The organism is Methylobacterium sp. J-030 (assembly GCF_022829545.1).
In the GTDB taxonomy this organism is placed as follows: Bacteria; Pseudomonadota; Alphaproteobacteria; order Rhizobiales; family Beijerinckiaceae; genus Methylobacterium.
The window spans coordinates 91,270-112,556 of the sequence record NZ_JAKSYM010000084.1; the positions used below are offsets into that span (position 1 = coordinate 91,270).

Below are 21,287 nucleotides of genomic sequence, written 5' to 3' on the forward strand. Positions count from 1 at the left end.
CTGGTTGTCCGGTCTAACCCGGTGCGCGTTGCGTCCCGGTTAAGGGCGGCACGGCGGGCGCGGCCTTGGGCTCGGCGGGCGTCTCGGTCTTCGCCAGCGACGTGACGATCGTCAGTGCCACGTGCTCGGCCATGCAGCGAAGGCCGAGATCGTTCAGCCGGAACTGGCGACCGAGCATGTGTCCCTCGCCCCGGTCGCTGCGGCTCGACAGGTAGTGCAAAGCCTCGTAGCGCCGCACCAGGGGGACCTGCTGTTGCGTCGCCACGGTCCGGACGGCCTCGACGATCCGGTTGTAATCGGCGTCCGCCGCCATGCTGGCCGTGTAGATGGGATCGACGAGGACCACGTCGATCCCGTGGGACTTGATCCAGGCCACCGCCTCGCTGAGCGCGGACTCGAAGGCGTCTGCTTCCACGCGCGCGATGGCGTCGTGGGTGCCGACCTGCCAGACCACCAGATCGGGCTCGGCCTCCACCACCATGGTGCGCAGGCGCTCGGCGGCGCCGGAGGCGACCTCACCCGGCAAACCGCGATGGTCGATCACCACGTCGACCTTCGGCAGCGCCTGTTCGAGGGCCGCCTCCAGCTTGGCCGGATAGGAGGCGGAGGCACCCGGGGCCGCGGAGCCGCCGATCGCCAGCAGCTTGATCGGCCTCTTCTCGGCCAGCGCCGCCCGGACGGCGCCCAGCTTGGCGGCGGTGTACAACTGCGCGCCCGGCACCCGGCATTCCATCGACAGGCTCGGCTCGCCAGCGCCGGCATCGGCCGTCTGCTCGGCACGGGGCGGCGACGCCGAAGCGGCCAGCACCACGGCCGCCAGGATCGCGGCCCGGATGAACGGCCGCGGGCGGGCCGCGCTCACGTCCGCGGCCTCGGAGACTTGCTGCGGGTACGCCATTCGACGAACCATGCGGTCAATCCCAGCGCGATCAGGCCCGAGCCGGCGACCAGCATATCGATCAGCAGGCCGCCGCCGGTCTGGAACCGCACGAGCTGCGCGATGAGGCTCAGGATCGAGCCCATCGAGAAGACCGCCAAGGAGTTCCGTCCCAGCTGAGTCAGGTACGAGACGATGCGGCCGATTCGGGGGGCGAGCAATGCGTAAACGGGGGCGAACGCCAACAATACCCCCAGGAAATGTACGAGTCGTGCCGGAGTGAGATAGGTCTTCTCAAATGTGAACAGCAGACGCGGCTCCGGCACCAGCATCGGATCCGGCCGGATCTCGGTGACGGCGAGCACGATCCCGGCGAGCACGATGACGATCCCGGCGGGAAACAGGCGGTGCGACCAGCGGCGCAGGGTATCGGACCGGGCGTTCCATCGCTGCAGCACGAAGCCCAGCACCAGAAGCACCTGCCAGCAGAACGGATCGAAATACCAGTTTCCCTCCCCCGGCCAGGAGGGCACGTTCCACTCGAAGACGAGGCTGGCGAGGTAGAGCCCCCCGGAGAGGATCAGCGCCGCGACGAGGCTGAAGCGACCGACGAGGACGAAGATTGGCGCGACGCCGATCAGCAGCACGTAGAGCGGCAGGATGTTGAAGTAGCCGAGTTGGTAGGTCAGCAGCGCCATGCCGCAGACCGATTGGATCGGATCCGCGAAGAAACCGCCGGCATTGTGCCATTCGAGGATGAGCGGGTTGTCGAGCAGCAGCGCCGCCCCCGCGATGATGGCGAGCGCCAGCAGCATCACGGTGAGCTGCGCCCTGTAGACCTCGACGGTCCGGTTCAGCAGCCGCACCACGCTCTTCATCGGCGGTTCCGGGACCCCGTCGCGGCCGCGGGTCGCGATGCCGATCGACCAGCCCGCCAGGAACACGAACAGCTCGGCGGCGTCCGAGATGCCGTATTGCGAGAAGGTGTAGCGCTCGAAGGTGTTGCCCGGGATGTGGTTGATGAAGATCGTCACCAGGGCGAAGCCGCGCCAGAAATCGATCGCGTTGGGATCCCGCATCGTCGCGTCGGCTCCGGGGTTGGACGCTTCTGAGGGTCGGCGGCGGGGTGGCGGCCCCTGATACGGTGCCGGCCCGGGTCTGCAAAGGCGAACAAAGGTGGGGATCGCCCCGCGGATCGAACCGCGCGGTCACACCCGCGTTACGTCCCGGCACGGAGCCCCCGGGTCATCGCTTGATCGCGACGCGCACCGCTTTCATGCTCCCGCCGGTCCCGGCGGCCGGTGCCGCCATCGCGAAAGCCCGAACCGGGACCGCCAGCCCCCCATCGCCGGTGACGGCGCCCGACACCTCATCGCTCGGGCGCGTCAGGTCGCCGGGGCGTGATGCGGAGACCGATAAGCTGATGCGCAGGGCCTGCATCAGCTGTGATGAGCGATAGCGCGCGTCGTCTACTTGCCCCGGCGCAGGCGCAGGTCGTCCTCGCTCTCGCGGGCGAGCCGCAGCAGGTTCTGGCCGTAGCTGGTCTTGGCGAACATCTCGCCGCGGGCCACGAGCTGGTCCCGGGTGATGAAGCCCTGCAGGTAGGCGATCTCCTCCAGGCAGGCCACCTGGAGGCCCTGGCGGTGCTGCAGGGTGCGGACGAACTCGCTCGCCTCCAGCAGGCTGTCGTGCGTCCCCGTATCGAGCCACGCGTAGCCGCGCGACATCCGCTCGACGTGGAGCTGCCCGCGCTGCAGGTAGGCCTCGTTGACGCTGGTGATCTCCAATTCGCCCCGGGCCGAGGGCTTCACCTCGGCGGCGATGTCGAGCACCTGATTGTCGTAGAAGTACAGGCCGGTCACCGCCCAGGTCGATTCGGGGTTCTGAGGCTTCTCGACGATCTTGGTCGGACGGCCCGCCTTGTCGAGGTTGACCACGCCGTAGGCCTGCGGATTCTCGACATGATAGGCGAAGACCGTGGCACCGCTCTTCCGCTGCGCAGCGCGTTCCAGAAGCTCGCCCATGCCGGCGCCGAAGAACAGGTTGTCGCCGAGGATCAGCGCGACGTCGTCGTCGCCCACGAAGTCGCGTCCGATGACGAAGGCCTGGGCCAGGCCCTCCGGCCGCGGCTGCAGCGCGTAGGAGAATGTCAGGCCGAACTGCTCGCCGGTGCCGAACAGACGCTTGTAGTTGTCGAGATGCTCCGGCGAGGAGATGATCAGGATCTCGCGGATGCCGGCCAGCATCAGCACCGAGACCGGGTAGTAGATCATCGGCTTATCGTAGACCGGCAGAAGCTGCTTGTTGATCGACAGCGTGGCCGGGTGCAGGCGCGTGCCGGATCCGCCGGCCAGGACGATGCCCTTCATGGCTTGGATACTCCCTCTGAGACCGGCCCGACGAGCCGGTCCAGGATGTCGTCGAGCGCCGCCCGCCAGGGGCGGGGCCGAAGGCCGTACGCCTCGGTGAGGCTGGCCGTGGACAGGCGCGAATTGGCCGGGCGCCGGGCCGGGGTCGGGTAGGCGGAGGTCGGGATGCCCTTGACCGGGACGGAGCGGCCACCGCGCCGGGCGGAGCCCGCCACGATCGCCTCGGCGAAGCCGCACCACGTCGTGTCGCCCGCATTCACGCAGTGGACCGTCCCCGTGGGCGCGGATTCGTCCGTCGCGAGGCGCTGTGCGATCGCCGCCAGGGCTTCGGCAAGGTCGGCGGCCGAGGTCGGGCAGCCGTGCTGATCGTCGACCACGGTCAGCGCATCGCGCTCGGCCGCCAGCCGCAGCATCGTCTTGACGAAATTGGCCCGGTGCGGGCTCACCACCCAGGCGGTGCGCACGATCGCGTGGCGCGGGTTCCCGGTCCGCACGGCGAGCTCGCCCGCGGCCTTGCTGGCCCCGTAGACGCTCTGCGGATCGATCGGCTCGCCGGGTTCATAGGCCCGGTCCGGCTTGGTGCCGGCGAAGACGTAATCGGTCGAGACGTGGACGAGCGGGATCTTTCGGGCCGCGGTGGCGGCGGCGAGGATCGCAGGTGCCAAAGCGTTGAGGCGCCAAGCCGCGACGATGTCGGACTCGGCCTTGTCGACCGCCGTGTAGGCGGCGGTATTGATCACGGCCCGGTAGGCGCGGCGATCGAGCGCCGACCCGACGGCATCCGCATCGGCGATGTCGAGCTCGGCCCGGCCGGGCGCATGGACGGTGACGCCGGACGGCCAGGACACGGCCTGCAATTCGGTGCCGACCTGACCGGCACCGCCGAGGACGAGGATGTGCATCAGGCGTTCAGTCCCAGGCGCTCGCCCTTGTAGCGGCCCTCGCGGATCGGCCGCCACCAGCTCTCGTTGTCGAGATACCAGGCGACGGTCTCTTCCAGCGCCTGCTCGAAGGTCTTCTGCGGCCGCCAGCCGAGTTCGGTCTCGGCCTTGGTGCAATCGATGGCGTAGCGCCGGTCATGGCCCGGGCGGTCGGCCACGAAGCTGATCAGCTGCTCGTGCGGGGCGCTCCCTGGGCGCAGACGGTCGAAGGCCGCGCAGAGCGCCTTGACCACCGCGAGGTTGTTGCGCACCGCCCGGCCGCCGAGCAGGTAGGTCTGGCCGACGCGGCCGCGCTCCAGCACGGCGACGAGGCCCTTGGCGTGGTCCTCCACGTGGATCCAGTCGCGCTCGTTCTGGCCATCGCCGTAGACCGGCAGCTTCTTGCCCTCCAGGGCGTTGAGGATCATCAGCGGGATCAGCTTCTCGGGGAAGTGGCGCGGCCCGTAATTGTTCGAGCAGTTCGTCACCAGCACCGGCAGGCCGTAGGTCTCGTGCCAGGCACGTGCGAGGTGGTCGGAGGCTGCCTTGGAAGCCGAGTAGGGCGAGCGCGGGTCGTAGCGGCTCTCTTCGGTGAAGTAGGCACCGGGCGGCAGCGAGCCGTAGACCTCGTCGGTCGAGACGTGGAGGAACCGGAAGCTCTGTCGATCCACCTCCGGCAGGGCTTCGTAATGCCCGCGGGCGCCGTCCAGCATGGTCTGCGTGCCGATGACGTTGGTCCGCACGAAGGCGCCGGGATCCGTGATCGAGCGGTCGACGTGGCTCTCGGCGGCCAGATGCATCACCGCCTGCGGCTTGAACGCGGCGAACGCCTTCTGCACGGCGGCGTGGTCGCAGATATCGGCCTCGACGAGGCTGTGGCGCGGATTGTCGGCGAGCGCGGCCAGGGAGATCGGGTTCGCCGCGTAGGTCATCGCGTCGAGGGTGCAGACCTCGTGGCCGAGATCGTTGACGAGGTGCAGCACCAGCGCCGAGCCGATGAAGCCGCAGCCTCCGGTCACCAGAATGCGCATGGCAGGGTCCTCTTTGGATCGTCGAAAACGGAGTGGCGGGGCCTCAGAAGACGACCCGCCGTGACGGAATTACGGCCGCCATGGCGCGGCGGTCAGAAGACGGAACCGAGTGCGGCCAGGGTCGGCGCCCGGCGATCCTTGTCGGACAGAATGGCTCCCTCGCCCGAGACCGGCCACGGGATCCCGATCTCGGGGTCGTCCCAGGCGAGCGACCGGTCGTGCTCGGGGCTGTAGTAGTCATCGACCTTGTAGGCCACCATCACGTCGGGCGTGAGGGTGCAGAATCCGTGCGCGAAGCCGTGCGGAATCAAGAGCTGCGCGCCTGTCTCGGCATCGAGGGTCACGGCGACGTACCTGCCGTAGGTCGGCGAGCCGCTGCGGATGTCGACCGCCACGTCGAGGATCGCGCCCTGCAGGACGCGGATCAGCTTGGCCTGCGCCCGGGGCGCGATCTGGAAGTGCAGCCCGCGGATCGTGCCCTGGGGCGCCGAGAAGGACTGATTGTCCTGGACGAAGGTGTTGGTGATGCCGGCCCGTTGCATCGCGTCGGCGCGGAACGTCTCGGAGAACCAGCCGCGGGCATCGCCGAGCCGCTTCGGCACGATGCGTTTCACGTCCGGGATCTCGGTCTCGATGACGTCCATGCCAGCGCCCTTCCCGCGGGTCCCAAGGTCGGCCGCGGCGGACGTGCTAACCCTGGCCCGTTCGGAGCCGGGGGCTCGCGTCGCCGAACCCAACCTTGTTGATCGGCTTGCGACTTCCGGTCATTTGCCGGCCGTGTCAAGGCGGTGAAGTGCTGTGCCGCTCGCGTAGGAGTTGATGACAGGTCAAGCAGAGCGATCCATCGCGGCGATGCTGCGCGCGCAGGCCGCCGACCCGGATTGTGCCTGGAGTCTCGGCAGCTACGGTGCCGTCGCGGCGTTCCGACGGACTCTCGATGAACCGGCATGGCCCCTCGACGACGGGCGGATCGGGCTCGCGACGAACCGCGGCGCCCTCGCTCTGACGCTGTTCCCGGGGCTGCGGCCGGTCGCCTATGAAACCGGCTTCATCGATGGCTGGAGCCAGGCGGTCGCACTCTGCCTGCCGGCCGCGGCCTGCGCGATGGGACGGCGCGCGGTGCTGACCGAACTGGGTCCAGACACCGCGGCGGTCCGGTTGCGCGACTGCGACGGTGTGCTGTTCGACCTCGGTCTCGGCCTCGACGCGATCGATGCCTGCGTGCGCGTGACCGACCCGAACCTGATCGCGCGCCTGCGGTCCGCGAGCGGCCGGCCGCTCTTCGCGCCCGGCAATCCCGCCGTTCACGCGCTCCTGGCGGAGAGCCCGCACCGGGTGTTCATCGGGCGCCCGGGGCGGATCGAGGTCTATACAGCGATCCCGGCGCCGGGCGGAAGCGCCGATCCCGGCCCGCACAGCCACATCCTTCCGAAGCTCCTGCGCCTGCGACGGACGCATGCGGCGACCGCGCCGATCCCGCAGGGGTGGGTTCCGGTCGCGGCGCTGCACCCGGCCCATCCGGGCAAGGACGCGACCGGCCGGCCGGTTCCGTTCGACGCGGCGCGCCACGCGGCGTTCGGACGGCTGCTCGATGCTTGGGGCGATCCGGTGCTCGCTGCCCTCCGCCGTGCGGTGTTGTCCGGGGAGGAGCCGGATGCGATTCTGGCGGACGGGCGGTTCGCGCGCTCGGCGATCCGGGCCGCACGGGCGCAGCGCGCGGCCATGAGACCGTGAGCGCGATGATTTGGCTGCGCGCCCGCGTGCCCGAGCCATTCCATCGCTACCGGATCCAGATCTCTGTCGGCGTGGACTGTTGGCCTGACGCCGCCGCGGAAGGCGGCACTCGACTTCGGCAGCCCACGACCGCATTGTTCGGAGATCGCGATGATCAGGTATGCCCCAGGTCGTCTCATACGACTCTCGCCGAAGACATCAGCCTCGTTACCGTCCAAGCGCGGGTGAGCGACTGGCAAGATCGCAGCGATGACCTTTATCGGCAGTTGAAGGATTGGTCTCCTGCGGACTACAGATTGGACACGTCACAGCATCTTAGCATGCATGAAGAATTGATGAAATATTACGGCGTTGCTCCGGTCGAGCTTTCCGTTCTTAATATCTATGATAACTCCGTCTGGGAGGCCAAGATTGTGCCGTATGGCCTGTGGATTATCGGCGGAGATGGCCGGCTCGATCTGCTCACTGCAGAACGGCGGTACCTGATTACGGGCGTGCCGCCGACCGCGGGTTCGGGGTGGCGTATCTCCGAGCCGGGGGCACGCGGTCACGTGAACCCCCTCAATCAATCCTCTTGGCTCGCGGCGCTGCAATGAACTTGGTTCCGCAGATCCTGGCGGCCTATACAGAGATCGAGAACTACCTATTTGGCGAACTCGACAAAGCCCTCAACAGCAACGATCCTCATAGGCAAGCGGCAATTCAAGATTTCCGGCGTTTTAATGACAACGAATATTTTGTTCTGCTATGGGGCCAATTGGAAAATGAGATCAACACAAAATTCACGGCCGTGATCACGACAGGTCAGGCGCATCCAGACTGGATCGAGCGCCGGAAATTTTACAATTACAATTTGGATAAGACAAAATTCGAGGAGAGGCTTTCATTGTTGCTCGACAAGCAAGCAGGAAAAGGGAGCGAGTGGGCTCTCGCGATGCGATACGACGAGCACAGGAACAAGATCGCGCATGGGGAAAGCAACAGGACCGGAATCGACGTGACTGCGGTGATTGCCGCGCTGTACCAAGTGCAATCCGCGCTCACGGTCTGACGCTACCGCTTGCACCAAAGTATTACGCGGCGCGGATGCCGCGCAGAACCGGAGCGGTCCGCCGTCAGTGTGGCGATCTGGACCAAAAGGCCGCGATTGCTGCCGCGCGCAGCATCGGCCCTGCGGCAGCCAGATCGACATCTGCGTTGGGAAAACGTTGAACGACCGGCGTGGATCATATCCGATCCCTGCACGATCGAACTGACCGGTTTTACCTTATGGAATCCCGATCATCTTGTGGGTCTGGAGCGAGAGCCGCCAGCGGGCATCCCGTCGGCAATAGGCGATTGCGGCCTCCGTGCTGGCGATCCGGCCCGGCCCGTCGAGGGGCTGGAGGAAGCGATGGCGGAAATCGAGCCCGACGAAATCCGCCGGGTCGGCATCCGCCTGCGGATAGACGAGCTTCAATTCATGGCCGGTCGTCTGCGCCAGCGCATTGCGCCCCTTCGGACTGACGCAGATCCAGTCGATGCCCGGGGGCGCCGGCAGCGTGCCGTTGGTCTCGATCGCGATCTCGAACCGATGGGCGTGCACCGCCGCGATCAGCGCAGCGTCGAGCTGGAGCAGCGGCTCGCCGCCCGTGAACACCACGTAGCGGTTCTCCGAGCCCCCTTCCCACGTCGCCGCGATGGCATCGGCGAGCTCGGATGCATCGGCGAACCGTCCGCCGCCCTCCCCGTCGAGACCGACGAAGTCGGTGTCGCAGAATCGGCAGGCCGCGGCGGCGCGGTCGGCCTCGCGGCCGGACCAGAGATTGCACCCGGCGAAGCGGCAGAACACGGCCGCGCGCCCCGCCTGGGCACCCTCCCCCTGAAGCGTGTGGAAAACTTCCTTGACCGCGTAACTCACTGTCGTCCCAGTCATCGTCCCGCGCGACGCGTCGCCTGCAGATAGGCCCTGTACCGACCGGGCACCACCGACAACCGCGCCGTGCAGGGCCGCGCATCGCTCTCGCCTTGCTCTTGCCACGGTGGGCACGTTGATGCCGGGTTGCAGCCCGGCGACCGAGCAGCGGTCGCTCGGGTTGTGCCCTATCCGACCCCCCGGGTCGGACCTGCGGCGCCTCGCGGTGCCGACCCTGGCGATTCTCTGACGAGTCGGACACGCATGTCCTCTTCTCTCCTCCGGCGTTTCACCGTCGGGTTCGCGGCACTGACGGGGCTCCTCGCGGGGATCCGCGCCGCGGACGCGGTCACGGTGCCGATCCTCGTGGCGGACGTGGATTCGGGCAAGGTGATCTACGCGCAGGCGCCGACCGATCCGTGGTATCCGGCCTCGATCACGAAGCTGATGACCACCTATGTCGCGCTCGATCTCGTGCGGCAGGGCAAGATCTCGCTCGACTCGATGATCACCATCTCGGCCGCCGCCGCCACCGAGCCGCCCTCGAAGATGGGCTTCAAGCCGGGGACGCAGCTCACCCTCGACAACGCCCTCAAGATCATCATGGTCAAGTCGGCCAACGACATCGCCTACGCGATCGGCGAGAACCTCGGCGGATCCATCGACAACTTCGCCGCGCTGATGAACGAGACCGCCCAGCGGATCGGCATGCGCGACAGCCACTGGTACAATCCCAACGGCCTGCCCGACCCGCGCCAGTGGACCTCGGCCCGCGACATGGCGGTGCTCGCCCGGGCGCTGATCCGCGACTTCCCGGACGAGCACGACCTGTTCTCGATCTCCGCGATCCAGTTCGGCCGCGCCGTGATGGCGAATCACAACGGCCTTCTCGGGCGCTATCCCGGCACCGACGGCATGAAGACTGGCTTCATCTGCGCGGGCGGATTCAACGTCGTGGCGACGGCGACCCGCAACGGGCGCCGGATCGTCACCATCGTGATGGGCCAGCCGAGCCCGCGCGAGCGCGACGTGAAGGCCGCCGACCTGTTCGACTATGCCTTCAGCCAGAGCGCCGGCTGGACGAGCCCGACGCTCGACGCGCTTCCGACCTCGGCGCTGCCCGCGCCGCCGGACATGCGGCCCTTCGTGTGCGGCGGCAAGAAGCCTCCGGCCATCGAGGATGGCCCCGGCGCGCTCACTGTCCCCGGTTCGGCCGCGCAGCTGATCGGCGGTTCGGCGGCGAATTCCCCTGCGCTGGCGATGGCAGCCTTCTCCAACCCGGCGCTGCGCGCCCGGAGCCTGCCGCCGCGGGCGCCGCTGCAGCCGATCGCGGTCTGGATCGGCCGCAACCCGGCCGAGGGCCAGCAGATTCTCGACGCGCAGGAATCCGAGCAGAAGACCGCGGCCGCCAACAGCCGCGCCGCGAAGCTCGAAGCCGCGAAGGCCAAGCGCCTCGCGGCGCTGGAGTCGGCCAAGCAGGCACGCGCGGAGCGGGTGGAACGCGCGAAGGCCGTCAGGGAAGCGTCCCGGGATGCCGCGAAGTCCGCCGCCAAGCCGGCCCCGAAGCTTGCCGCGAAACCGGCCCACGGTCTCCCCCGATCGGCCAGCGCCTATACCGCCACGACGACGCCGTCGATGCCGGAGGCCAAGCCGGGCAAGGGCCTGTCCAAGCCGGCGCCGAAGACGGCCGCGCACAAGCCGGCCCCGGCCAAGAAGCCGGCTGACAAGAAGGCGTCCGCGGAGGAGTAAGCGCGCCCACGCGGCCGATCGCTGCGTTGCCGCGCGGGCCGACGGACCTTACCTCGACGCGTATGTCCCTCAGCCCTGCCCCGTCTCCGGACCCGCGCCGCCCCGAGCCGATCCCGCTCACCGTGCTCACCGGCTTCCTCGGCGCCGGCAAGACCACGCTGCTGAACCGGCTGCTGCGCGATCCTGAGCTCGCCGACACGGTGGTGATCGTCAACGAGTTTGGCGAGATCGGCATCGATCACCTGCTGATCGAGACGGTCGACGAGGACATGATCCTGCTCGGCGCCGGCTGCCTGTGCTGCACGGTGCGGGGCGACCTGATCGCGACCCTGGAAGACCTGCTGCGCAAGCGTGACAACCGGCGGATCGGCCCATTCCGGCGCGTGGTGATCGAGACCACCGGCCTCGCCGACCCCGCCCCGATCCTGCACGCGCTGATCTACCATCCCTATCTCGTGCTTCGCTTCCGCCTTCAGGCGGTCGTGACGGTGGTGGATGCGGCGACGGGGGCAAAGACCCTCGACGCGCATCCCGAGGCGGTCCGGCAGGTGGCCATCGCCGACCGGATCGTGCTCACCAAGGCCGACCTCGTGGACGACATGAGCGCGATCCACGCGCGGCTTTCCGCCCTCAACCCGGTCGCGCCGGTCCTCGCACCGGACGCCCCGGTGGAGAAGCTGCTCGGCGGCCTGTTCGGCCTCGACGGCAAGGCTGCCGACGTGCGCGCGTGGCTCGGCCACGAGGTTCTGGCGAAGGCGGATCACGCCCAGCCGGACGTGAACCGGCACGACGCGTCGATCCAGGCGATCTGCCTGACCAGCGCGGCGCCCGTGCCGCGGACCGCCTTCGAGATGTTCATGGACCTGCTCCGGTCGGGCCACGGGCCGAAGCTGCTGCGGCTCAAGGGCCTCGTGGCGCTGGCCGAGGATCCCGGGCGGCCGCTGGTGGTGCATGGCGTCCAGCACGTCTTCCACGCGCCGCTCACCCTGCCGGCTTGGCCGGATCCCGATCACACGTCCCGCCTCGTCCTGATCCTGAAGGATCTCGATCCGGCCTTCGTCCGGCAGCTCTGGGACGCGTTCCTGGGCCGCCCGCGCGTCGATGCCCCGGATGCCGCCGCCCTCACAGACAATCCCCTGGCGATCCCGGGTCCCTGACATTGCAGGCGCGGCATCGGCCTTGAAGCACTCGACCCGGATGGCGCCGCCCAGGCGCCGAATTGTCCCGAAACGGGACGAAGCGTCGAGAGGCAGGACACACGATGGCGCCACGCTTCACCGTGATACAGGGCGGCCTGTCCGGCATGCCCGGGTGTGCCGTCGGGCCTCGGCCGCGGCAGGAGCCGGATCGGGCGCCCGGCTGGCGGGTTGATCTTCATCGGCCCGGCGGCGTGGATGCGGATGCCGTGTCCGCATGGCGGGCGATGCTGATCCGGAACGCCGTCACAGATCCGCTGCGCGATCCCGATCACCTGCTGCCCCTCGCCCAGCATCGACCCGCAGGCAGTCGCGTCGCGATCGCCCTGGTCTGGGACCGCGACGCGGAGACCGGGCGGGACGCGCTGCAGGGCGTGGTGCCCCTGGCGATGCCGCATCCGGTCTGGGGCGGGCGGGCCCGACCCTGGCAGCCGGCGGACGCCGAGGCGACCGCCCTCGTGGAGCGGGCTGCCGCCGAGGCCGTCGACCGGGCGCTGCGGGAGCGGCTCGGGGCGTTGCGCCGTCCGATCCGGCTCGCCGGTGCGGCCCAGCCCCATCGGGAGTTGCCGCGGATCCGTCCCGTTCCGACGGCGGATCGTTCGGCCCGACCGCGATCGATTCCCACCGCGAGCCTCATCGGTATCCGCCCTGCCGGATGGGAGGCGTCCACCTGCGACATCCGTACGGTGACCGAGGCACAGGCCGTGCGCGACGCGGTCGAGACCTTCCTCGCCCTCGATGCCCGCACGGCGCGGCAGCCGATCGTCGCCGATCCGGCAGAGGCGTCGCTGGTTCGCGTGGTGAGCCGCCTGTTCGGGCGCCGCGGGGCGCTGCGGGTCGAATTCCTGCGCCGGGCCGGCGAGCTCGTCGCCGGCACGCTCCATCTCGGGGCCGGCGCGGCTTCGGTGCCGTGGCGGCGGGCGCGGGCCTGAGCGGTCAATCGGCCGCGCTGCGTCCGGCCTGTCCGGACCGGGGCCGGGACGCTAGCTGCCCGGTATGGCGCGCGACACCCTCCACGGCCTTCGGACCTCCCCGCGCCGGGCGCGCGCCAAGCCTGTTTCACCGCCCGACGCCGACGCGACCGGACGGGTCGCCGCCGTGATGGCCCGCCTCTCCGAGGCCGATCCGGATCCCAAGGCGGGGTTCGACGACACCGATCCGTTCCGGTTGCTGGTGACCGTGCTGCTCTCCGCGCAGTCCACCGGCCCGACGGTCGCCCGCATCGCCGAGGCGCTGTTCAGCACGGTGCACGGCCCGGCGCATATGTTGGCGCTGGGCGAGGCGCGCATCACCGAGATCGTCCGGCCGGTTGGGCTCGGGCCGTCGAAGGCGCGCAACATCGTCAAGCTGTCGGCGGCGCTGATCTCCGAGTTCGGCGGCGTCGTGCCGCGCAGCTCCGTCGCGATGCGCCGCCTTCCGGGGATCGGGCGCAAAAGTGCCGAAGTCACGGCCAACTTCGCCTTCCGCGAGCCGGTCATCGCAGTGGACACCCACGTGTTCCGGGTCTCCAATCGGATCCCGCTTGCCCCCGGCACGACCGTGGACGCCGTCGCGGACGGGCTCGCCCACCGCGTGCCCGAGCGGTTCAAGGACGGCGCCCATGTCTGGCTGTTCCGCCACGGCCGCGACACCTGCACGGCCCGGAAGCCCGCCTGCCCGCGCTGCCCGGTCGCGGACCTCTGCACCTGGCCCGGCAAGGCGATCTGAGCGCCGCTACTCGTCCTCGCCGAACCGATTGGCCAGCAGCGCCTCGATGGCGTCGAGGCACGCCGTGGCATCCTGGCCCACCGCCGTGACGGCGATGCGCGTGCCCTTGGCGGCACCCAAGGTGAGCAGGCCCATAATCGAACGCCCGCCCACGGTCTCCCCCGCCCGGGTGACCGTGACGGCGGCGTCGTAGCGCTCGACGGTCTGCACGAACTTCGCGGAGGCCCGGGCGTGCAGGCCACGGCGGTTGATGATCGGTAGCATCCGGAGAAAGCCCCCTTCAGGCACCGGGGGATCGTCGTCCGTCTCGAAAAGCTCGTCCATCGCCCGTGGTGTATCCCGCCCGATCCACGGCTGTCGCGGCCGCTTGCCTCGAACCTAAATCTTTGACGGGGTGTGTCTATCCCGGACGATCATGGCCGTCGGCCGAATGCGTCCTCGCGCCGGCCAGCTCACCACTCGTACTCGGCGCCGACGCCCAGGCTGGTGCGGCCGTCGCTGCCGGCCTCGCCCTTCAGCTTGATCCGCCGCGTGACGTCGAAATCAACGCCGACCGCCGTGTCGGCCGGCTTGGCGCCGGCCTTCACGCCGATGCTGACCCGGTCCGAGATGTAGCGCGAGGCGCCGAGCGCCGGGCCGCCGCTCGCCCCCGTCGAGACATCGAGACTGTCGAGGCCGAGACCCTTCCGCGCCTGCTCGAACACGTCGGGTCCGGCGGCGCCGCCCGAGAGCTGGGCCACCGCCTGGGCGAGCTGCAGGGCCTGGAACGGCGACAGGCCGCCAGCCGCCTTCTTGAACAGCAGCCGCGACAGGATCTCGTCCTGCGGCAGCACTGGGTCGGAGGTCAGGGCGAATTGCGGCGCGTCGGCCGGGCCGGACACAGCCACCCGTGCGGTCACGTCCCCGGCCTTGGTCTCGGCGGCGAAGTCGAGCTCCGGGGTGGTCAGGCTGCCCGCGAAGGTCAGCCGGCCGCGGCTGAAGTCGAGGCGCTGGCCGACCAGTTCCAGGCGGCCGCGCCGCATCGCGAAGGCGCCGACCGCATTGGGCGCCAGTGAGGTTCCGGTGACCCTCAAAGCGCCACCGAGTTCGGCATCGATGCCGCGCCCGCGCACGAAGATCCGGCTCGGCGCATCGATTGCCACGTCCAACGTCGCGTCGAAGGGAACAGCCGGCTTCTTCGGCCGGCGCCCGGGCGCCGCCGCGGCCTTCCGCGCGGCGTGCTGAGCCAGCCGCGCCCGCACATCCGGCGGCGTGTTGACGTGGCGCACCCCCGGCAGGGGCCGGACGGTGGCTGGCAGCCGATCAGGCACGGCGACGTCGATCGAGGCGACATCGACGCGGCCGGAAATTCGCGGCGTCCGCGCCAGCGGGCCGGCGAGGGTGAGATCGAGGCTCGATACGGCGGTCATCAGCGGGCTCGACACCAGCTCGGCCCGCTCCGCGACGACGTGGAACTGGCCGGGGAAATCCGGTTGCAGTGCCACCCGCCCGGTCACGGAGACGCGCCCGCCATTCCGGGTCGCCGCGGTCAGGCGCTCGACCACGAGGCTGTCGCCCCGACCGCTGACCCGACCCTCGATCCCGGTGAGACGGATGCCGTTGAGGGGATCGGTAAAGCTGCCATCAGTCAGGACAGCCGAACCCTGGGCTCGCGGAGCCGCCAGCGTGCCGGTGACGCCCCCGTCGATGGCAATGTGTCCGGCGACGCTCTGGCCACCGACGCTCAGCAGCGAGTTGGCGAGCGCCGCGTCGAGGGTTCCCCGGGCATGCAGATCGAGCGCGCCGCCGGCTTCGATCGGGAGCTTGCCCGCCACCGTCAGCGCCACGCCGCGCCCGGCGGAGACCCGGCCATCGAGGCTCGCCTGCCCGTCGGACAGGGTGCCTTTGGCGCTGGCATCCAAAGCTGGCAGCCCGGCCTGCCGCGTCTGCGGCGCCACGAGCCGAGAGACGGTCAGCGCGTAGCGCCCCTCCGGCCTGTCGGCTGGCCCATGCAGATCCGCCTCCCCGTCGAGGGTCCCCGCGAGGGTGAGGTCAGGAGCGGCGATCCGGGCGACCGACAGGGGCAGCGCCCGGATCGCCACCGTCAGGTCGAGGTCGCGTCCGGCCCGACCCGCGACGGTGATACGGCCGCTGCCGGCCGCGACGACGAGGCCGTCGATCGCGGCGCCGCCGTCCCGCAGGGTGATGGCGGCCGGCCCGGCAAGGGCGAAGCGTTCGTTGCCGCGGGAAGCCGAGAGGCGCTGGACCTCGATGCGGGTCTCGGCGGCCGGCACGATCCGCGCGGCCCCGTCGAGGCCGAAGCCGCGGGCTTTGGCGGTCAGCGTGACGTCGCTGAAGGCGGGGCTGCCGCTGGCGACTAAACGAACGGTGTCGATCTGCGGGCCGGCGGCGACGAGCCGGTCGGCGTCGAGGCGCCCGTCGAGGATCGGATGCGCCAGAAGATCGCGACCCCTCAGATCGGCGTCGAGGCGGGTCAGAGCGGAACTGCCGTAGCGTAGGGCGGCCCCTGTCGCCCGGATCGCCGCATCCTGGCGGCCGCCGTCGCGGGACAGCGTCACGGCCGCATCGAGGCGTCCGGCAATGGGCTCCGGGGCGAGCGGCGCAACGTCCTCGAGATTGCCCGCCCGTACGGTGAGGGACCCGGCTGAGAGCCACGTTTCGGCCGCCACCGCCGCGTTCCCTGCCACCGCCACCGAGCCGAGATTGAGCGCGAGCCGGTCGAGCATCCAGTCTTCCCCGAGGCGTGCCCCGTGGGCATCGCCGGTCAGCGCCTTGCCGGCCACGTCGCCGAAGAGGCGCAGGCTGCCCTCCGGGGCCAGGAGCGCATCCTTGACCACGGCCTCGGCCCGCAACCCGCGGATCGGCTTGCCGTCCGCGGTGGCGGCGGCCGCGGTAAGCGTCGCGGTCAGGTCCGGATGCTCCAGGGAGCCGGTGAGCCGCGCATCGACCGCGGCGCGCCCGGTGAGGCGGGCATCGAGATCGGCGAGGCTCCCGAGGTCGAGGCGTCCGGCTACATCGGCGCGCTGCGAGGTCGCCTCGCCCTGCAGGGTCGCGGTGAGGCCCTGGGCCTCGAGGCGCAGATGGTCGAACCCGTAGCCGTCGTAGGAGCGCGAGACCCGCCCCTGGAGCGTGGGCGTGCGGCCCAGGACGCGATCGGCCGCCGCGAGTCCGGTCGCGAGGCCGGCGGTGGCGACCGACAGATCGGCCGCGATCGCTTTCCGGGCCGGGTCCCCGCTGAGCCGCGCCTTCGCGTCCAGGGAGCCGGCAAGCCCGCGCCCGGCGAGGCCGGAGAAGACCGCCAGATCCGGAAGCGCGGCATCGAGCGTCCCGGTCAGCGTGTTCTGGCCGATCCGGCCCGTGTAGGCGGCCCGGGCCGTCTCGGAATCGAGCCGGAGAGTGGTCACGTCGATCACACCGTCCGGCCCGGTCCCAGCCCGGAGGGTGAGCTGCGCCCGGCTTCCGATCGCCCGCCGCAGCGCCGGGTCGGCGAGCCGAAGGCCCGAGACCGTACCGTCCGCGCTGATGGCGAAGTGTTGCGCCGAGGGCTCACCCTGGGGCACGACGTCCAGGCGCGCCTCGACGCGATCGAGCGCGGAATCGCGGCCGCGCAGGCCCGCCGCGTCGAGCTCGCCGCGAATCGTCGGCATCGCGATCGGTCCCTTGAGGCTGCCGTCGAACACGAGCTTGCCGATCTCGGCCTCGCCCGCTCTCGTGACGCTGCCGGCGTTGGGCAGGGCCCGGGCCTGGAGCGTCAGGTCGGCCACCCGGTCCGCGCTCAGACTGCCGCCGGCGGCGAGGCGGGCCGTGCGGGAGGTCAGCTCCAGCCGGTCGATCCGGAAGGCACCACTATCCGCGAAGGCGAGGCCACCTGCGAGCTGCGTCGTGCCGGCGAAAACGGACGCCGCCGGACCCGGTACCAGACCTTCGATGCGCGCCGCGAGGTCGAGGGCGAGCCGCCGCTCGGCGCCGATCCGCGAGATCCGGGCGCCGCCCTTCGCGCCGATCTCGGGGCCGGCGGCGAAATCGAGCTTGGCCGACCACGCGTCGAGCGTGCCCGTCCCGTCGAGGTCGAAGTTGATTGGCGGCGTGCCGGGGAGGTTGGCCGCCTTGGAGAGCAGGCCACCCGCGGGCTCGACCAGGCTCGCCTTCAATTCCAGCTTGTCGCCGTTCGGCACGTAGAGCAGGCTCAGCAGGAAGCGCCCGGCGGCGTCGAGGCGCTGCGCCCGGGCCTTGAGTTCCAGCCCCTCGCTCGCCGCGCCGAGCCGGGCACGCCCTTCGGCGGACAGCCGGGCGGGTTGCCCGGCCACCGCTTCGCCGAGCACGAGCTCCGCCAGCTTGAAATCCTTGATCTCGACCTTGACGGGCAGGTCCGGCAGCAGCTTGCCGTCGGGCTTCGCCTCCGGCGGCGTCGGGCCGGGGATCGGACGGCGCAGCACGTCGATCTGACCGATCTCCAGGCTGTCCACCTCGAGCCGCCCCGACAGCAGGGCGAGCCTGCGCCAGACGATCCGGGCCTTGTCGAGCTTGAGCCAGACGCCGTCACGGTCGCTCACGGCGACATCGCGGATGGTGGCATCCGAGGACAGGGCGCCGTCCACCGCGCCGATCGCAACCCGCGAAGACGGCGTGGAGAGCGCCCGGGACAGGAGGTTGCCAAGAACCGACTTGTCGCCCGCGTCGGCGCGGGTTCGCGTCACCGCCGCCGGTACGAGGAGGGCGAGGCAGATCAGTACGAGGCTTAGACCGCCACGTCCCATGCGGCGAAAGGTTCGCCGTCGTGTTCCGGCTCGCCCTGTCAATTCAGCCATTCAGAACGCCTGCCCCAGGCTGAGATACAGGACGGCCGGGCGCACATGCCCGCCCTTGTAGGGGTCGAGCGGGAAGGCGAGATCCGCGCGGATCGGGCCGATCCCGGTGTAGTAGCGCAGGCCGATGCCGACCGACTTCCGAATCTTCTCTTCGAAATCCGGCAGCGCGGAGGCGAAGGCGGTGCCCGCATCGAAGAATGGCACGACGCCGATCGTGTCTGTGACCTTGATGCGGGCCTCGACCGAGGTCTCCAGCAGGCTGCGTCCACCGATCGGCAGGTTGTAGGGCCCGATCGGGCCGAGGGTCCGGTACGGATAGCCGCGCACGGAGCCGCCGCCCCCAGCGAAGAAGCGGAAATTGTCGGGGATGTCGCCGAGGGCTGCGCCTGAGACCGAGCCGAAGCCGATCCGCCCGGCCAGGATGTACCGGGATTCGTCGTCCAGCGAATAGTAGGTCGAGCCCTGCGCCTTCGCGACGAGGATGCCGGGCGACGAGATCGCCCCCGGATAGGCGGCGAGCGAGGCGATCGCCCGCACGCCGCGGGTCGGGTCCAGGAGGTTGTCGGTGGAATCGTAGGTGACCGAGGCCGGCACACCGATCAGCCGGTAATTGACGGTGCCCAGCGCGTCCTTGGAGCGGCCGACCTGCGCGTCGAGGCCGATCTGCGCCGAGACCGTGTCTGAGAACCGGTGCCGGATCGCCGCGGAGGCGCCGCCGCCGTCAACCAGATAGCTCTGCTGCACCTCGCGGGTGACGAAGGCGTTGGCCAGCAGGTCGTTGCGCGACCCCCAGAGCGCCGGCTGGACATAGGTGGCCGACAGGCGACCGCCGAGACCGTTGGTGCCGATGCCCGCGATCTTGCGCTGCGTGGCGAACGGATCGCTGCCGAGGCCGAGATAATAGATGTCGGCATCGAGCCGGAACGTCTCGCCGCCGCCGAACAGGTTGCGGTTGGCGTAGTAGGCCCGCACGCCCGGGCCATCGACCGTCGAATAGCGCGCGGAGATGCCGATAAGGTTGCGCTCCCGTTCGTTGACCTCGACGAACAGCGGGAGGTTGCCATCGGCGTCGAGGGCAGTGCCCTCGCGGACCCGCACCCCGCCGATCGCCTCGATCCGCGCCACCGACCGCCGGATCGCCGCCACCGCCTGGGGCGAGTAGGGATCGCCTGGTTCGGCGTAGATGAAGGAGCGGATCGTGGCCGGGTCGATGCCGGGGGCTCCGCTGACCGCCACGGGACCGATCCCGGCGACCGGACCCGGATCGACCGTGAAGGTCACGTCCATGACGTGGGCCGCGTCGTCCACGACCGGATCGCGGGCGATCACCTTCGCGAAGGGGTGACCCTGGCTTCGGAACTGATCGACGATCCGCGCCTCGCGGGCCAGCACCGTGGCGGAGCGGGCTGGCACGTCATCATCCACGCGGGTGACCCGCGGTGGCAGGATCGCGTCCGGAAACGCCCTGCCGGCTGCGTCGCGCACCACGATCCTGCGCAGGCGATAGAGCGGTCCGAGATCGATCGCGACCCGGACCGGTACAAGGCCGCGATTGCGCCAGGCCTCGGCGGCACCGACGACCGCCGCGGCTTGGCCGCCGACGGGGGCGCCGTCGATCCGAATCGCGACGGTGCCCTGATAGTAGCCATAACCTGACAGGACATCGGCCAGCTTGGCACGGTCGGCCTCCGCCCGGCGCAGAAGCCCCTCCCCGTCCGGGGGCGGCTCCTGGCGCAGACGGTAGAGAGTCGCGGTGTCCTGAAGCGCTTGCAGGACGTCGGCTTCGTCGGTGCCGGTGATCCGCACCGTGTACGGCAGGGCGGAGGGGCTCGGCGCCGGCGGCTCGGGCTCGCTCCCGAACAGGCCGAACAGGTCGAAGGCATGCACCGGCAGCGGAATGGCTGCCGGAAGCAGCATCGCGCCGACGAGCATCAGTCGCGGCAGCACGCGGGCCACGGAAACTGGGTTGGCGGGGCGGGAAACGCGCAAACCGCGCTCTTCAGTCCCGACCGAGGTCGGCCGTGCCGCCCAGCTGGATCGTCATCGCTGCTCCCCCCTACGCCGCGCGCTACGACGTACCCCAACCTACCTTATGGCGATGTGCCGCCCAGGCCAACACCGCGTCGTGCGTCGTCCAGATTGATCGCGGTGCCGGGCCGATCAGGCCACCGACCGCAACGCGACGTGGTCTGACAGGCTGGCGATTGACGCACCGATCGCGCGGCGCACCCGCATCGGGAGATGGTGTGTTTCCGGTCAGAGGGCGCGGCTTTCGAAGGTGTGCACCGGTTCGGTGCCCAGCACGACGACGAGACGCCCCGCCGCAACGTCATACCTATCAGCCAGCCGGGTAGCCATACGAGCCTGTGCTGATCCATCGCAGCATCCTGGACCGCCGCGACATCGTCGAACCGTAACCGTCTCGGCAGAGTGATCTCCGAGGCCACTCGGCTGCGGAAACAGCCAGTGCTTCACCTGAGGCGGGTCATTGACGAGCGCTATTGGCTGAGCGAAGTGCCGAGCCCTCGACAAGATCGTGTCGCGCCGGACGGAGGCGGCAAGAGCGCCCTCCCCTGCCCGGCGGATGGCTTGGACGCGCAGAGCGCAGGTCGGGCGCAGAGTTTTCGTAGGGCGAACACGTGAAAACCCGCGGAGCGGTTGGCTCGGCGGGCTGTGTGGTTGTGTTGTGGTTGGGTGATGTTGGTTGCGGGGACAGGATTTGAACCTGTGACCTTCAGGTTATGAGCCTGACGAGCTACCGGGCTGCTCCACCCCGCGCCAGCGTGTACGGCCTGACCGCGGGCGTGTGCGGTTGGGCCGGATCGGTGATCGTGGTGAGGGAATGGCGCGGGCTCGTGCGCGCCTGCGCGTGTTGGTTGCGATGGGCGGGTCTGGCGGCGACCGACTCTCCCGTGCCTTGAGACACAGTACCATGGGCGCTGGCGTGTTTAACGGCCGAGTTCGAGATGGGATCGGGTTCTGGGCACGCCGCTCAGGCCACC

At 70.0% G+C, this 21,287-nt stretch carries 17 protein-coding genes, 1 tRNA gene and 1 rRNA gene; 7 read left to right on the top strand and 12 right to left on the bottom strand.

The annotated features are described in order from the left end of the window. Positions 1 to 13: 13 nt before the first annotated feature. The 6 genes from MKK75_RS05285 to rfbC form a co-directional block, all read right to left on the bottom strand. The gene (locus MKK75_RS05285; RefSeq protein ID WP_244041577.1) at positions 14 to 898 is read right to left on the bottom strand and encodes an SGNH/GDSL hydrolase family protein; all 885 of its coding nucleotides are present in this window, start codon (positions 896 to 898) and stop codon (positions 14 to 16) included. Further along, on the bottom strand, positions 859 to 1,956 hold the full coding sequence (locus tag MKK75_RS05290; RefSeq protein ID WP_244041578.1) for an OpgC family protein: 1,098 nt from the start codon (positions 1,954 to 1,956) through the stop codon (positions 859 to 861). Before MKK75_RS05290 ends, MKK75_RS05285 begins: the two co-directional genes overlap by 40 nt. Before the next feature lie 390 nt (positions 1,957 to 2,346). Next, complete coding sequence (rfbA, locus tag MKK75_RS05295) at positions 2,347 to 3,246, bottom strand: glucose-1-phosphate thymidylyltransferase RfbA (protein WP_244041579.1); 900 nt, start codon at positions 3,244 to 3,246, stop codon at positions 2,347 to 2,349. Then, positions 3,243 to 4,148, bottom strand: a complete 906-nt coding sequence (gene rfbD, locus MKK75_RS05300) for a dTDP-4-dehydrorhamnose reductase (protein WP_244041580.1) — start codon at positions 4,146 to 4,148, stop codon at positions 3,243 to 3,245. Before rfbD ends, rfbA begins: the two co-directional genes overlap by 4 nt. Further along, on the bottom strand, positions 4,148 to 5,197 hold the full coding sequence (rfbB, locus tag MKK75_RS05305; RefSeq protein WP_244041581.1) for a dTDP-glucose 4,6-dehydratase: 1,050 nt from the start codon (positions 5,195 to 5,197) through the stop codon (positions 4,148 to 4,150). Before rfbB ends, rfbD begins: the two co-directional genes overlap by 1 nt. Positions 5,198 to 5,289: 92 nt before the next feature. Then, positions 5,290 to 5,841, bottom strand: a complete 552-nt coding sequence (rfbC, locus tag MKK75_RS05310) for a dTDP-4-dehydrorhamnose 3,5-epimerase (protein WP_244041582.1) — start codon at positions 5,839 to 5,841, stop codon at positions 5,290 to 5,292. Between the two features lie 175 nt (positions 5,842 to 6,016). Between rfbC and MKK75_RS05315 the strand changes: the two genes are divergently transcribed. Genes MKK75_RS05315 through MKK75_RS05325 form a run of 3 tightly spaced genes read left to right on the top strand, consistent with a single transcriptional unit; the run spans position 6,017 to position 7,982 of the window. Continuing rightward, a complete protein-coding gene (locus MKK75_RS05315) occupies positions 6,017 to 6,931 on the top strand; it encodes a DUF6925 family protein (protein WP_244041583.1) in 915 nt (304 codons plus the stop codon). Continuing rightward, positions 6,928 to 7,527: a hypothetical protein gene (locus tag MKK75_RS05320; protein WP_244041584.1), complete on the top strand. Its 600-nt coding sequence runs from the start codon at positions 6,928 to 6,930 to the stop codon at positions 7,525 to 7,527. Before MKK75_RS05315 ends, MKK75_RS05320 begins: the two co-directional genes overlap by 4 nt. Further along, complete coding sequence (locus tag MKK75_RS05325; protein WP_244041585.1) at positions 7,524 to 7,982, top strand: hypothetical protein; 459 nt, start codon at positions 7,524 to 7,526, stop codon at positions 7,980 to 7,982. Before MKK75_RS05320 ends, MKK75_RS05325 begins: the two co-directional genes overlap by 4 nt. A 216-nt stretch (positions 7,983 to 8,198) precedes the next feature. On the opposite strand, the gene queE is transcribed toward MKK75_RS05325, so the two are convergent. Further along, the gene (gene queE, locus MKK75_RS05330; protein ID WP_244041586.1) at positions 8,199 to 8,831 is read right to left on the bottom strand and encodes a 7-carboxy-7-deazaguanine synthase; all 633 of its coding nucleotides are present in this window, start codon (positions 8,829 to 8,831) and stop codon (positions 8,199 to 8,201) included. 258 nt (positions 8,832 to 9,089) lie between these two features. Here queE and MKK75_RS05335 point away from each other — a divergent pair, with 258 nt between their 5' ends. The 4 genes from MKK75_RS05335 to nth all read left to right on the top strand — a co-directional run bounded on the left by MKK75_RS05335 (position 9,090) and on the right by nth (position 13,477). After that, positions 9,090 to 10,574, top strand: a complete 1,485-nt coding sequence (locus MKK75_RS05335; protein WP_244041587.1) for a D-alanyl-D-alanine carboxypeptidase family protein — start codon at positions 9,090 to 9,092, stop codon at positions 10,572 to 10,574. 62 nt (positions 10,575 to 10,636) lie between these two features. Further along, a complete protein-coding gene (locus tag MKK75_RS05340) occupies positions 10,637 to 11,731 on the top strand; it encodes a CobW family GTP-binding protein (protein ID WP_244041588.1) in 1,095 nt (364 codons plus the stop codon). A 104-nt stretch (positions 11,732 to 11,835) separates the two neighbouring features. Then, on the top strand, positions 11,836 to 12,702 hold the full coding sequence (locus MKK75_RS05345; RefSeq protein WP_244041589.1) for a GNAT family N-acetyltransferase: 867 nt from the start codon (positions 11,836 to 11,838) through the stop codon (positions 12,700 to 12,702). Positions 12,703 to 12,766: 64 nt separating this feature from the next. Then, complete coding sequence (gene nth / locus MKK75_RS05350; RefSeq protein ID WP_244041590.1) at positions 12,767 to 13,477, top strand: endonuclease III domain-containing protein; 711 nt, start codon at positions 12,767 to 12,769, stop codon at positions 13,475 to 13,477. 6 nt (positions 13,478 to 13,483) lie between these two features. On the opposite strand, the gene MKK75_RS05355 is transcribed toward nth, so the two are convergent. From MKK75_RS05355 to rrf, 5 genes are all read right to left on the bottom strand, one after another. Next, positions 13,484 to 13,801 carry an HPr family phosphocarrier protein gene (locus MKK75_RS05355; RefSeq protein ID WP_244041591.1) on the bottom strand — a complete coding sequence of 106 codons (318 nt, stop codon included), beginning with the start codon at positions 13,799 to 13,801 and terminating at the stop codon, positions 13,484 to 13,486. A gap of 128 nt (positions 13,802 to 13,929) precedes the next feature. After that, a complete protein-coding gene (locus tag MKK75_RS05360) occupies positions 13,930 to 18,234 on the bottom strand; it encodes a translocation/assembly module TamB domain-containing protein (RefSeq protein ID WP_244041592.1) in 4,305 nt (1,434 codons plus the stop codon). Between the two features lie 51 nt (positions 18,235 to 18,285). Further along, positions 18,286 to 20,217: an autotransporter assembly complex protein TamA gene (locus tag MKK75_RS05365; protein ID WP_244041597.1), complete on the bottom strand. Its 1,932-nt coding sequence runs from the start codon at positions 20,215 to 20,217 to the stop codon at positions 18,286 to 18,288. Positions 20,218 to 20,986: 769 nt separating this feature from the next. Further along, a tRNA-Met gene (locus MKK75_RS05370) sits at positions 20,987 to 21,063 on the bottom strand. A gap of 111 nt (positions 21,064 to 21,174) precedes the next feature. Then, positions 21,175 to 21,287: ribosomal RNA gene (gene rrf, locus MKK75_RS05375) — 5S ribosomal RNA — on the bottom strand; the annotation flags it as partial.

Coding starts and splice junctions, on each gene's coding strand:
- MKK75_RS05285 (WP_244041577.1), bottom strand. CDS start 898: ATGGCGTACCCGCAGCAAGTCTCCGAGGCCGCGGACGTGAGCGCGGCC.
- MKK75_RS05290 (WP_244041578.1), bottom strand. CDS start 1,956: ATGCGGGATCCCAACGCGATCGATTTCTGGCGCGGCTTCGCCCTGGTG.
- rfbA (WP_244041579.1), bottom strand. CDS start 3,246: ATGAAGGGCATCGTCCTGGCCGGCGGATCCGGCACGCGCCTGCACCCG.
- rfbD (WP_244041580.1), bottom strand. CDS start 4,148: ATGCACATCCTCGTCCTCGGCGGTGCCGGTCAGGTCGGCACCGAATTG.
- rfbB (WP_244041581.1), bottom strand. CDS start 5,197: ATGCGCATTCTGGTGACCGGAGGCTGCGGCTTCATCGGCTCGGCGCTG.
- rfbC (WP_244041582.1), bottom strand. CDS start 5,841: ATGGACGTCATCGAGACCGAGATCCCGGACGTGAAACGCATCGTGCCG.
- MKK75_RS05315 (WP_244041583.1), top strand. CDS start 6,017: ATGACAGGTCAAGCAGAGCGATCCATCGCGGCGATGCTGCGCGCGCAG.
- MKK75_RS05325 (WP_244041585.1), top strand. CDS start 7,524: ATGAACTTGGTTCCGCAGATCCTGGCGGCCTATACAGAGATCGAGAAC.
- MKK75_RS05335 (WP_244041587.1), top strand. CDS start 9,090: ATGTCCTCTTCTCTCCTCCGGCGTTTCACCGTCGGGTTCGCGGCACTG.
- MKK75_RS05340 (WP_244041588.1), top strand. CDS start 10,637: ATGTCCCTCAGCCCTGCCCCGTCTCCGGACCCGCGCCGCCCCGAGCCG.
- MKK75_RS05345 (WP_244041589.1), top strand. CDS start 11,836: ATGGCGCCACGCTTCACCGTGATACAGGGCGGCCTGTCCGGCATGCCC.
- nth (WP_244041590.1), top strand. CDS start 12,767: ATGGCGCGCGACACCCTCCACGGCCTTCGGACCTCCCCGCGCCGGGCG.
- MKK75_RS05355 (WP_244041591.1), bottom strand. CDS start 13,801: ATGGACGAGCTTTTCGAGACGGACGACGATCCCCCGGTGCCTGAAGGG.
- MKK75_RS05360 (WP_244041592.1), bottom strand. CDS start 18,234: ATGGGACGTGGCGGTCTAAGCCTCGTACTGATCTGCCTCGCCCTCCTC.
- MKK75_RS05365 (WP_244041597.1), bottom strand. CDS start 20,217: ATGCTCGTCGGCGCGATGCTGCTTCCGGCAGCCATTCCGCTGCCGGTG.